The 11,536-nt window shown below is 70.1% G+C and carries 10 protein-coding genes; all 10 read right to left on the bottom strand.

The window, feature by feature from the left end; translation table 11 throughout:
- Nucleotides 1–27: 27 nt before the first annotated feature.
- The 10 genes from Q8Q71_RS00310 to Q8Q71_RS00265 all read right to left on the bottom strand — a co-directional run bounded on the left by Q8Q71_RS00310 (nucleotide 28) and on the right by Q8Q71_RS00265 (nucleotide 11,484).
- Nucleotides 28–1,281 carry a DNA-packaging protein gene (locus tag Q8Q71_RS00310; RefSeq protein WP_305757654.1) on the bottom strand — a complete coding sequence of 418 codons (1,254 nt, stop codon included), beginning with the start codon at nucleotides 1,279–1,281 and terminating at the stop codon, nucleotides 28–30.
- Nucleotides 1,278–1,835, bottom strand: a complete 558-nt coding sequence (locus tag Q8Q71_RS00305; protein ID WP_305757653.1) for a hypothetical protein — start codon at nucleotides 1,833–1,835, stop codon at nucleotides 1,278–1,280. The genes Q8Q71_RS00310 and Q8Q71_RS00305 overlap by 4 nt, the downstream gene beginning before the upstream one ends.
- Nucleotides 1,836–2,049: 214 nt before the next feature.
- Nucleotides 2,050–2,316 (bottom strand): hypothetical protein, encoded by a 267-nt coding sequence (locus Q8Q71_RS00300; RefSeq protein WP_305757652.1) that lies wholly within the window; start codon nucleotides 2,314–2,316, stop codon nucleotides 2,050–2,052.
- Between the two features lie 302 nt (nucleotides 2,317–2,618).
- The gene (locus Q8Q71_RS00295; protein WP_305757651.1) at nucleotides 2,619–2,996 is read right to left on the bottom strand and encodes a hypothetical protein; all 378 of its coding nucleotides are present in this window, start codon (nucleotides 2,994–2,996) and stop codon (nucleotides 2,619–2,621) included.
- A 251-nt stretch (nucleotides 2,997–3,247) separates the two neighbouring features.
- Nucleotides 3,248–4,063, bottom strand: a complete 816-nt coding sequence (rsmA, locus tag Q8Q71_RS00290; RefSeq protein WP_305757650.1) for a 16S rRNA (adenine(1518)-N(6)/adenine(1519)-N(6))-dimethyltransferase RsmA — start codon at nucleotides 4,061–4,063, stop codon at nucleotides 3,248–3,250.
- A 217-nt stretch (nucleotides 4,064–4,280) separates the two neighbouring features.
- Nucleotides 4,281–5,288, bottom strand: coding sequence for a 4-hydroxythreonine-4-phosphate dehydrogenase PdxA (pdxA, locus tag Q8Q71_RS00285; protein ID WP_305757649.1), 1,008 nt, complete (start codon nucleotides 5,286–5,288; stop codon nucleotides 4,281–4,283).
- On the bottom strand, nucleotides 5,288–6,625 hold the full coding sequence (locus Q8Q71_RS00280) for a peptidylprolyl isomerase (protein WP_305757648.1): 1,338 nt from the start codon (nucleotides 6,623–6,625) through the stop codon (nucleotides 5,288–5,290). The genes pdxA and Q8Q71_RS00280 overlap by 1 nt, the downstream gene beginning before the upstream one ends.
- A gap of 99 nt (nucleotides 6,626–6,724) precedes the next feature.
- Nucleotides 6,725–9,133, bottom strand: coding sequence for an LPS-assembly protein LptD (locus tag Q8Q71_RS00275; protein ID WP_305757647.1), 2,409 nt, complete (start codon nucleotides 9,131–9,133; stop codon nucleotides 6,725–6,727).
- 90 nt (nucleotides 9,134–9,223) lie between these two features.
- A complete protein-coding gene (gene lptG, locus Q8Q71_RS00270; RefSeq protein ID WP_305757646.1) occupies nucleotides 9,224–10,354 on the bottom strand; it encodes an LPS export ABC transporter permease LptG in 1,131 nt (376 codons plus the stop codon).
- Nucleotides 10,351–11,484: an LptF/LptG family permease gene (locus Q8Q71_RS00265; RefSeq protein WP_305757645.1), complete on the bottom strand. Its 1,134-nt coding sequence runs from the start codon at nucleotides 11,482–11,484 to the stop codon at nucleotides 10,351–10,353. The genes lptG and Q8Q71_RS00265 overlap by 4 nt, the downstream gene beginning before the upstream one ends.
- Between the last annotated feature and the right edge of the window lie 52 nt (nucleotides 11,485–11,536).

Below are 11,536 nucleotides of genomic sequence, written 5' to 3'. Positions count from 1 at the left end.
GATGACGGTGGGAGGACCGGGCAGGGCTCACAACACCCTCACGCTCGGCCCCATCCCGCCCCCGTTGATCAGCAGATCCGTCACCGCCCAGACCAGCGCATCGGCGCGATCGGGACTCCCGCCGCCCAAGACTCCCAGCCCCATCAGCTCCTCCTCCAGCGCCTCCAGCCCCGGCGCGTGCATCACCCGCCGCTGTTCGTAGAGCGCCGCCACCGGCTCGGCCCGCGTCCGCTTGTCGAACCGGGCATGCACCCGCTTGACCGGACAGCCGATCCCCGCCGCCTTCAGCACCGCCTCGACCATCTCCCCGCCCTGATTGGCCTCGGCCACAACGCCCACGGCCCCGAATTCGACCACCGCCCGCGCCACGACCCCGGCCCAGCCCTGCGGCGACCGTCCGTGTACGGTCCGGTCGGCCAGCACATGGGCGACGCCGTCCTTGCGCCCCACGACCACGATGCCGCAGGCGTCGCCGCCCGCTGAGCACGGCGGATCGACCGCGACGACGACCCGCTCGAATCGGTCCGGCGCCTCACCCCCCGCCCGCGCCTTCCCGATCATCTCCATCGTGAACAGAGCCCCGTCCCCCTCGACCACCTTCCCGTCCAGCTCCTGCGCCGCCAGCCGCGTCCCGCCGTACAGCGCCTCCAGTCCCTCCAGAAACGCCGGCGCCAGATGCGCGGCGTTGACCCGCGTCGGCAGGTCCGACCGTTCCAGCCCCGGCTCCTTCAGCAGCCGGCGCAGCGCCGCCGTCGGCTTCGGCGTGGTGGTCACCACCAGCCGGGGCCGCGTCCCCAGCCTCAGCCCCATCCGCAGCAGGGCCAGGGTCGGCTCCGGCCGCCGCCAGGCGCACCACTCGTCCGCCCACGCGGCCCCGAACTGCGGCCCGCGCAGCGACTCCGGGTCCTCGGCCGAAAACGCCATCGCCACCGCTCCGTTCGGCCACACCAGCCTTCGCCGGCTCGCCTCCCACCACGGCCGTCCGCCGATGGCGTAGCGGGGCAGGGCGCGCAGCCCCGAAGGCCCCTCGATCATCACCTCGCGCACATCGTGCAGGCTCTGCCCGACCAGGGCGATGGGTCCGCCCTGGTCCCGCGCCCGGTTCGCCACCCACTCGGCTCCGGCCCGCGTCTTGCCCCCGCCGCGCCCGCCCAGCACCAGCCAGGTGGTCCAGTCCGCCTCCGGCGGCGTCTGCCCCTCGTGCGCCGCGAACCACCAGTCCGCTCCGAACAGCCGCCGCTCCGGAGGCGAGAGCGCCGCGATGCGAGCCGCCCGGCTCAATCCGTCTCCTCCCCGTTCGCTCTTGCGAATGGGGTGGAGGAACGGTCGCCGGCGGCGATCGGGCGACGGGACCGAGAAGCGGTGGAGTAGTCGTCGCCCAGCACCTTCCGTCTCACCGCCTCGAACGCCGCCTCGTCCGGCTCGCCCGGGTCCGCCGCCTCTTCCCCCAGCCGCGCCGCCGCCCGGCCCATCACATCGGCGACCCGCGCGGCCTCGCCGGCCAGCCCCATCCTGCCGGACCGAATCAGCTTCACCGCCTCGCCCAGCGCCAGCCGCGCCGCCTCGCGCGGCGTCAGCTCCCCCTCCAGCAGCCCGGCCACGGCCTCGGCCAGCCCCGCGTCGGCGGGCTCCGCCGGCATGGCCTCGGCCATGGCCCGCTTGGTCCAGCCCCCGCGGCTCACCCGCTTCCGGATCGCGGCCTCGGTGACGTCGAACACCTCGGCCAGCCTCGGCGCGCTCTCGCCCGCCAGATAGCGTTCCCGGATCAGGGTCCAGGTCCGCTCGCTGCGGATCTTGTAGTGTCTTCGGCGTTTGGGCGTGTCTGTCTGTTCCATCCCCCCAGTATCGCCCCGCCGCTAGATGCGGCGCGTTCGTGACGCTGCAGACCGAAGAAATCCGTTGAAAATCAACGAAACGGCCGGAAAAATTAGGATGTCTGGCGGCGGAATGTCAGCATTTGTCGCGGATGTATCGGGTGTCGCCGATGTCTTCGGCGCGATGTCGCGGGTATCCCGGGCGAATTGTCCCGGTCCGCCCCGCCGTCCGGTCTCAATCGAACCGGAGGCCGATCTCGTTCCCGGCCTGCCAGGCCACCACGCCCGGACGGTCGCCCGACTCAAGCCTCAGGATCAGCCGGCCCTGGATGGCGGCGGCGACGCTCGAGACCAGCCGCACCTTGGCGCCGCCGTCGGTGAGGTTGCGGATCACCACCTCGGCGCACTCCTGGTGAACGCCATGCAGAATCTGCCCGCGCATGGCGATGCGAGGGCGCGGATTGCGGCGCGCGTCGGCGGGAGGGGCGTCGGGAACGGACATGGCGAGTCAGTTTACCGCCGTCGTACTCGCCAAGGGTTAAGGCGGCGGCTCCGAACCAGGATCGTTGGGCCGGGCGAAGACGTCGCGCGGCGCCCCTTGATCCCGTCCCGGGCCGTCCCACATCCGCCCCCTGTTTCAACAACGAGAGGAGGTGGTCGAATGTCTCATTGTCTCACGCCGCGCGCGGCCCGTCGGATGAGCCCGGCCTCCCCCCTGGCGGGGGCTGTCGCCTGACGAAGCCGTTCGCCGGCTGACAATGGAAGGGCCGCTCCGCAAGGGGCGGCCCTTTTTGCATGGCACGGTCACGGGTCCGCGCGACGCTCAGGTTCATCCGTCGTGAAACGGTACTCGGCGATCCGGCATACATCGACCCCCCACCGGTCCAGCTCCGTTCCGTCGGCCAGGCGGGCGCGGAAATCATAGCGGCATCGGCCAGACCCGTTGTTCACGTCGATCCGCGCCGAGGCGCCGTTCGGGATCACGCGGTCGCCCAGCAGATCCTCCTCCCAGACATTGAAGCCGGGCGTGGAGGCGTAGAAATGGGTGATCGTCTGACCGGTGGCGTTGACGATGAGCACCGGGCGAGACGGGCAATCGGCCATCTGGAACGCCGCCGATCCGAGGATCGCCAATGACAGGGCGGCGGCTCCGAAGGTCCGCCGCACGATGACATTCAACATCCGAACTCCCCGATCCCGTTCACCCCATACGGTAACGCCCGACACCGCCGATCACGAGGGACGAAAGCTGATGAGCAAACGGGGACACACACCACTTTTCCGGCTGTTCGGCCGAGCGAAAGCAAAAAGAGTGTGTGTCCCCACTCCGATCGAGGGGGGCTCCGTCGAGACTGCGGGCCCTCGGGCCGCCCTCCAGCCTGACCCGGCCTCTGATCCTCGGGTCAAGCCCGAGGATGACGGGACAGGGACCGCTACCCAAACGCCCGCGCCAGCCTCAAAAACCCCGCCCCGTCCACCACCTCGGCCCGGTCGTCCGGCGGGATCCCGGCGGCTTCGCACAAGGCCGCCCCGCCGAGGGTCTTCAGGCTCGAGCGCAGCATCTTGCGCCTCTGGCCGAACGCCGCCGCCGTGACCCGTTCCAGCCGCTTCAGCGTCTCCGGGTCCGGCCGGTCCGCCCGCGGGACCAGATGCACCACGGCCGAGGCCACCTTGGGCGGCGGGGTGAAGGCGGCGGCGGGCAGGTGCATGACCAGACGCGCCTCGCACACGGCCTGGGCGATCACCGCCAGCCGTCCGTAGGCGTCGTCCCCCGGGGCGGCCGTGATCCGCTCGGCCACCTCCTTCTGGAACATCAGGGTCAGGGCGTGCGGCGTCCACGGCCCCGTCAGCCATTTGATCAGCAGCGGCGTGCCGACGTTGTAGGGAAGGTTGGACACCACATGCGCCGGTCCCTCGACCAGTTCCGCCTCGCGCACCTTCAGGGCGTCGGCCTCGACCACGACCAGCCGCCCCGTACCGTCGTCGAGTTCTGCCAGCAGCGGCAGGAAGCGCGGGTCCTTCTCGACCAGCACCACCTTGCCCGCGTCGCTCTCCAGCAGCGCCCGCGTCAGCCCGCCGGGACCCGGCCCGACCTCGATCACCGCCCGCCCCTCGAACGGCCCCGCCAGCCGCACGATCTTGCGGGTCACATTGAGGTCGAGCAGGAAATGCTGCCCGAAGCTCTTCTTCGCCAGCAGGCCGTGGGCGTCGAGCGTTTCGCGAAGGGAGGGGAGGTCGGTCGGGTTCACGCGCCTTCCTTACGTGACGCAGTTTCCCCCCGCTATCGTCATCCTCCGGCAAGCGGCGCAGCCGCGCAGACCGGGGGACCCAGCGGCCCCGAAGGCGACCTGTTCAGGCAGGCTGTGTCCGGCGGTGGCGTTCTCGACAGTTTCGCGCTTACGCGCGCCGCTGGGTCCCCCGGTCTCGCTTCGCTCGCCGGAGGATGACGATAGCAGTAAGGGATCGCTAGCCCGCCACCCTCTTCCCCGCCATCGCCCCCGCCAGCTTCACCGCCGCGATCAGACTGTCGGCCCGGGCCAGGCCCTTGCCGGCGATGTCGAAGCCGGTGCCGTGGTCGGGCGAAGTGCGAACGACCGGCAGGCCCAGGGTCGTGTTGACCCCGCCCCAGAAGTCCAGGGTCTTGACCGGGATCAGGGCCTGGTCGTGGTACAGGCACAGGACGGCGTCATAGGTCGCGCGGGCCGCGTCGTGGAACAGGGTGTCGGCGGGCAGGGGATCGGTGATGGCGATTCCCTCCGCCCGCAGGGCCGCGGCCGCCGGGATCAGCACCTCGATCTCCTCCAGCCCGATCGCGCCGCCTTCGCCAGCATGGGGGTTCAGGGCGGCGAGGGCCAGCCGGGGCGTCGCGATGCCGAAGTCGCGCTTCATCGCCTCGTGGACGACCCGGGCGGTCCGAACGACCCGCTCGGCCGTGACCAGTTCGGGGACCTCGGTCAGCGGCGCGTGGATGGTCACCAGACAGGCGCGCAGGTCCTTCGCCGTCAGCATCATCACCGGCCCGCGGGTCCCGGCGAAGGGGACGTCGGCGGTCAGTTCGGCGATGAATTCCGTATGCCCCGGAAAGCGGAAGCCGGCAGCGTACAGCGGGGCCTTGGCGATGGGGGCGGTGACGACGCCCGAGGCCTCGCCCGACAGGGCCAGGGCGACGGCCTGTTCGATCCAGTCGGCCACGGTGCCGGCGTTGGCGGGTTCGGGGCGGCCCGGCGCGACCGGGGCGGGCAGGGGATGGTCCAGCACCGGGATGGCGCGCGCGAACATGGCCGGGGCCTCGGCGGCCGAGAGCACGGCCTGGACCGGCTGGCCCTGTTCGCGCAGCAGGGCGGCGTCGCCGACGACGACGAAGGCCGGGCCCTCGCCCTTCAGCGCCGCCCAGGCCCGGGCGATGATCTCGGGCCCCACCCCCGCCGGTTCGCCCATGGACAGGGCCAGCGGCGCGAGGGGGGCGCGGGTCATCACTTCATCTCGATGAGGGCGTCCGCGCGCAGGTCGCGCATGTAGCGGCGGCCGAGGGTGGCGAGGTTCTGGCGGAACAGCTGGGTCTCGATCGTCTGGGCGTCGGGCGCCTCGGTCCCGCCGACGCGGCGGCCGCAGACGGCCAGCAGATGGACGCCGAGCGGAGTCCGCACCGGGGTGCTGACCGAGCCGACCTCGGCCGACCGGGCGACCTGCTGGAACTGCGGCGCCAGGTTCTGCACGTCCGCCTCGCCCAGATCGGCGCCGAGCAGGCCCTGTTCCGACGACGCCCGGGCCAGCATGGTGTCGCAGGTCAGCTGGGGCCTCAGCGCCTCCAGCCGCTGCGTCGCCGCCGCGACCTCCGCCTCGCCCGCCGTCTCCGGCAGCTCGATCATCACCTGCCGAATCTGCACCAGACTGGCCGAAGCCCCGTCCCGCTTGTCCCGCATATAGATGATGTAAACCCCGCCATCGACCGGAATCGGCCGCGACAACTGGCCGACTTCCAGCTGATCCAGGGCCTGCTGGAGGGCGGGCTGCATGGTTCCCTCGACGACCCAGCCGGCGTCTCCGCCGCGCGTGGCCGAGGGCGCCGCCGAGAACTGCTGGGCCACGGCCTGGAAGGGCGCGCCCTGGACCATCTGCTGGACCAGCTGGTTGGCGCCGTTCAGCGCCGCCTGTTGTCCGCCGACGCGGCTGGCTTCGATATAGATTTCGCCGATCAGATACTGCTTCTTGGCGGCCGCCGCGGACACCTGGCGCATCGCGGCTTCGACAGCGGACCGGCTGACCCGGGCGCGGCTCTGGAACCGTCCCCCGACCAGCTGCGACCAGCCGATCTGGGTGCGAATCTGCTCGCGCAGGGTGACGGGGCGAATGCCGCCCTGGGCGAGGAAGTCGAGATAGGCCTGCGGCGAGGCTCCGACTTCCTGGGCCATGGCCGCGATTTCCTGCTCCACCTCCTGATCGGTGACGGTCAGATCCTCGTAACTGGCCAGTTCCTGCATCTGCAGGCGTTCGTCGATCAGGGCGTTCAGCGCCTGCTGCTGGATGGCGGGAATATTCTCCGCCGTCGGCTGGACCTGGGTCATGGCGATCAGCAACAGCATGCGTTGGCGCAGATCGAACCCGGTGATCACGCTGTCGTTCACCGTCGCCAGGATGCCGTCGGACATCTGGAAGGCGGGCGGGGCCGGCGCGGGCGCCGGCGCGGCCTCGGCGGCCGGATTCAGCCTGCCGGCGGCCGCCGGCTGCGCCGGAGGCGCGGTCTGGGCCATGGCCGAACCGGCCAGGAGGGCGGCGATCGCCACGCCCGTCATGTAACGCTGCAAACCCATGTCAGTCCTGATTCCTCAAGCGGCGCCGGTCCGGTTTTCGTCCCGGATTTGCGGCCCGCGCGCCCCCGGGTCGCGCGACCTTCAGCGGCCGTCGCTGCGTCAATACCCTGTACCGCCGAAAGTGGCGAGGTTTAGGCGCACATAGACGCCTTCGGACGGTCCTGTCGGGCGTACGCGCGTATTGTCGCGCCGGTAGCCGATCTCGAACCGGAAGCAGTCGTCGTCGAACAGCAGGCCGACTTCCGATCGCGTGACGATGTCCCGCTCCAGGTCCGCGATGCCCGAGACCGCCACGCCCCAATTGCCGTAGACGAACTGTTGTCCCGACAGCTGGACGAATTCGTAGTTGCGGTTCAGCGGACCGGCCAGTGGATTGGACCGGTCCACGATATAGCTGACGGTCGCCAGGTTGCGGCGGCCCCAACGGCCGTCGACGGCGATTTCCGCGCGCCGGATTTCTCCCGCCGAATCGATGGTCGCATGGCCCCAGCCGCGAATGCGATCCGACGGCGAGAAGTCGCCCTGGACGACCCAGTCGGAGGTGTCGGAGGCCAGTCCGGAAGGATCGTACAGTTGCGTCGGCGCGTCCGGCAGCGGGACCAGGAAGCCGGGCTCTTCGGCGTCCCTTATGCTGCGGCCGACGAACAGGCTGGCCTGCCGACCCTCGTCCCAGCGCAGGGTCGCGCGGGCGCCGGCTGTGAAGCGCAGGCCGCCCTCAAGGAGGTCGTGACCAGGAAAGCGGTCGATCCGGAACAGGGAGCTCTCGTCCAGCTCCAGTGTCTGGCTGTCCTCGATGGGAATGCGCGGATCCAGATCGGTGGTCGTCGACACCGATAGCTGGGCCATCGGTTCGAGGATCAGGTCGGCCCCTGGTCCGACGCGTCGGACCAGGGGATAGCTGACATCCAGGCCGGCCGTGGCCCGGCCACGTCCGATCGCCTCTTCCCGCAACCCCATCATCGGCGGCAGGTCGCCGACCGAATAGAGGTCGACGCGGGCATCGACGAACGGCTCCCACCGCACGCCGCCCGGTGAGATCAGGGGCCGCCGCCATTCCGCCTGACCCGATACCCGGCGGCTGTCGACGCCGGGCAATCCAAGGGTGGAGCCGGTCGGTATGACTTCAGGCCGCAGCACGGGGCCGCCGACATAGTCGTTCCGATAGAGCGAGACCGCCGAGCCGCGCAGGCGCAGCCGTCCGCCGAAGATCGGGGCCGCCGGCTCCCACCGGGCGTCGATCAGGGGAGCGACGAGGGGTAGCCGCCCCTCGTTCTCGAAAACCTTGAATCCCTGCGGATCACGGAAATCCGTTCCGGCGAAGGCCGGATCGAGCCGCAGACTCTGAATGCTGAAGGCGGCGACCGAGACATAGGAACGCTCTGTCTGCCGCTCGAGATAGAGCTGGGAGATCAGCCGGCGCTGGTCGCCGTAATAGAGGCCATTGTCCTGGTAGGGGTCGCGGATGTCGTAGCGGTCGAACAGGGTCTTGTCCGAGGTCTGCTCCGCCGTGAAACCCCAGCGCCAGGGACCTTCGGGATCGAACCGGCCGTGGGCGAGAAAATAGCTGCGGCTCGTCCGGTCCCCGAATTTGACGTTGGATTCGAAATCGCCGTCGCCGTCGAGATCGAAGTCGCCGAAATTCCGCTCATAGGTATAGCCGCCACGGGCGACGATGGTCCCGTCCGCGAAGCGCCGCCGCCATTGCAGGTTCAGGAATGGCGCGACATCGGTGTTCAGTTGGGGGCTGATCAGCCAGTCCTCGGAGGGCGACACCACCCTGAGATAGGGGATTTCCAGACTGACCCCGCGGCCCTCGTCATAGCTGGGGATCGGCACGAGGAAGCCCGACGCCCGTTCGACCGTCGGATCGGGGTGGGCGAAGAACGGCAGGTAGAAGACCGGCACCCCGCCCACGCGGAACACCGCATTGCGGTACAGAATCGCCCGCAGGTCCTCGTCCTGGACCACCTTCTCCGCCTGGATGGCGATGGTGGGTTCCTTCGGCTCGCCGTCCGCGTCGCAGATCGGACACGGCGTGAACAAGGCGTAATTCAGCTCGTTGACGTTTTCGCTGCGGCGCACCGCCGTGGCGGCCATCAGGCTGGCGCCGTTGCGGAACCGGGTGGCGAAATCCACCGCCACCCCGGCCCTCAGGTCGGAATCGAGTTCCAGATGGCTGGCGAAGACGACATTGCCCTCGGGATCCACGAACTCGACCTGCCGGTCGGCCGTGGCGACGCCGAGCCCCAGATCGTAGCTGATGGAGCCGGCCCTCAGGGTGGAGGCGCGGAATCGCGCCAGGACGCGGTCCGCGCCGGCGCCTTCGGCGGTGATGACGTCGCCGTCGCGGGCCGCGGAGTCGGCCTCGATATAGACGGCGTCGGGCGTCAGGCCATCGGGCCCGGCCAGGGCGGGCGCCGTGGCCGCCGGCGAGTCCTGGGCCTCGGCGATCCCGGGCAGCGACGCCAGCGCGAAGGCGGCCGCGCCGGCCAGAAGCCGGAGGCGCAAGGCTCCCGTATCGGGCGCGCGGCGGTCACGCTGCATGCGAAAATCACTCTGGGTGGCGGACGGATCGGCGGGGCGGTCTGGGCGGATCGCTTAGCCGTCTTCGGTATAGAACAGCAAGGTGAAGGCGGCGAGCGCCGTCAGGAGGGGCGGCAGCCAGGCCGCGAGCCATGGCGGAATCACTTCCGCGGAACCAAAGGCCGACGCCGCCTGATTGACGAAAAAGAACCCGAATCCCAGGACCACGGCGGCGACGCTCATCCGCGCCAGATCGCCCAGCCGCATCAACCGGAGCGAAAAGGCGGCGGCCAGGATCGACATCGCCGCGAACATCAGGGGCGTGGCCAGCAGTTGCTGGAGCCGCAGCCTGTAGGCGGTCGACGAGAAGCCCGCGGCTTCGACCCGGCCGATCTGGGCCGGCAGCGACCAGAAGGAAGTGGACTGGGGGCGGGCGAACCGTTCGAAGGCCTCCTCGTCCGCCAGGCTGGAGGGCAGGGAGAGGCTGGAGTACCGCACCGCCCGCTGGCCGGCCTGGGCCCCGACGGCGTCCACGAGACGCCAGCTGCCGTTGGCCAGCGACGCCGAAGCGGCGTCGATTCGTTCGGAGAAGGTCCGCCGGCCTCGTCCATCGTTGGTGTAGATGAAGAAGGTCACGCCCAGCAGGCGCGCGCTGGCGCGGTCCTGGCGCGCCGCGCGAATGACGATCTGCCGGGTGTCGTCGCCCTCGCGGATCCAGACCGCCTGGCTGGAATCGGCGCCGGCCGCCGCGCCGGACAGCCGGGTTCGTTCGCGCTGGAACAGGCCGTCCGCCGACGCGGCGAGCGGCCCGAGGGCGGTCACGGTGACGACGCCGAGGATCAGGGCCGCGCCGGCGGCCGGGAGCACGAACCGCCAGGCCGAGACGCCCGCCGCCCGCATGGCGATCAGCTCGCTGCGGCGGTTCAGGCCGACGAAGGCGGCCAGCGTTCCGAACAGGAAGACGAAAGGCAGTAACTGGAGGATCACCTGTGGCGACTTCAGCGCCATCAGGCCGAGTATGCGCAGACCCGACAGATCGACGTCTGACCCCACCCCTCGGGAAATTTCCACGAAGTCGATCAGCATGATCAGGGCGGCGATCACCGCCAGGGCGACGGCCAGGGAGCGGGCCTGCTGGACCAGCACATAGCGTTCGATGCGGCCCAGCCGTAGCCATGGCGCGGCCAGGGAGGTGCGGCTGGTCACGCGAACCTCGCCTTCAAACGCTCATAAGCGGGCCAGGCCCGGCGCCGTCGCGGTTTCAGCGCGCGGAACAGCAATCTGAGGGCGACGGCGACCGCTACGATCGGCAGCAGATACTGGAACAGGTTCAGCCAGCCGTTCCACGCGCTGGCCGCGACCACGCCGTAGCCGGCGATCCTTACGATCAGAAAGGCCCCCGCGGCCTTGGCGATCCGAAGCCCGTAGCCGGTCCGACTGAACTGGCCGCCCATGATCGCGGTCAGGGCCATGGCCATGGCTACCAGCGCATAGAGCGGGGCTGACAGCCGCGAATGCCCCTCGGCCATCAGTTCGCCGGCCGGGCCCACCCGTTCGAGATCCTGCGGCGACGGGTTGAAAAGCTGGGGAAGATACAGGTCGGAGGGCTTGTATCGCACCTGTTCGGTCAGCCCGGCGAAGGGGGACAGGTCCAGCACATTGCGTTCGAATGACCCATAGGTCAGCACCCCGCGGCTGGAATAGCGCGTTGTCGACGCGTTCAGCATCGTCAGGACCGGAGCGCCGTCGATCCGTCCGAACCGCGCCTCGGCCGCGTCCCAGGTCACCGCGTCGTCGCCGTCCTGGATATAGACGAACAGGTTCTTGAGCAGGCCGTTCTGCTCGATCTGCTGGACGTACACGGTCAGACCGTCAGGCCCCTGGACGAAGCGGCCCTCCTCGACCAGCAGGGCGGCCAGATCGGTGCGGACAGCGAAGGCCTCGGCCCGCGCCTGCCGCTGCGCCCATGGTTGCGCCACCGTGGTCACCGCCAGCGTCAGCAGCGCGGCGATCACCGCCAGCCGGACCGCCGGGCGAATCGCCGACCAGCGGGTCACGCCCGAGGCGAACACCGCGGTCAGTTCCTGCTCCCGCTGCAGCCGGGTCAGGGCGATCAACGCCCCGACGAACAGGCCGATCGGGATGATCACGGCCAGAAGCTGGGGCACGGCGAGCAGGGTCAGCTTGACCATGACCCAGACGCTCTGGCCGCGTTCGACGATGACTTCCAGCTGGTCCAGGCTTTGGCTCAGGATGCCGATTCCGGCCAGCGCGGCGCAAGCGCCCACGACGGGACGTGCGATCTGCCGGAAAAGATAGCCTTGAATCAGGGTCATGAGCGGCAGAAAATCGCCCGTTGCAGGCGGCGGCGAGGGAGAGCATCTAATA

It is taken from the genome of Brevundimonas sp., from assembly GCF_030704825.1.
GTDB lineage: Bacteria > Pseudomonadota > Alphaproteobacteria > Caulobacterales > Caulobacteraceae > Brevundimonas.
Note: the sequence above shows the minus strand (reverse complement) of the source record. Positions and strands in the feature narration are given on the sequence as shown.

Coding starts and splice junctions, on each gene's coding strand:
- Q8Q71_RS00305 (WP_305757653.1), bottom strand. CDS start 1,835: ATGGAACAGACAGACACGCCCAAACGCCGAAGACACTACAAGATCCGC.
- Q8Q71_RS00300 (WP_305757652.1), bottom strand. CDS start 2,316: ATGTCCGTTCCCGACGCCCCTCCCGCCGACGCGCGCCGCAATCCGCGC.
- Q8Q71_RS00295 (WP_305757651.1), bottom strand. CDS start 2,996: ATGTTGAATGTCATCGTGCGGCGGACCTTCGGAGCCGCCGCCCTGTCA.
- pdxA (WP_305757649.1), bottom strand. CDS start 5,288: ATGACCCGCGCCCCCCTCGCGCCGCTGGCCCTGTCCATGGGCGAACCG.
- Q8Q71_RS00280 (WP_305757648.1), bottom strand. CDS start 6,625: ATGGGTTTGCAGCGTTACATGACGGGCGTGGCGATCGCCGCCCTCCTG.
- Q8Q71_RS00265 (WP_305757645.1), bottom strand. CDS start 11,484: ATGACCCTGATTCAAGGCTATCTTTTCCGGCAGATCGCACGTCCCGTC.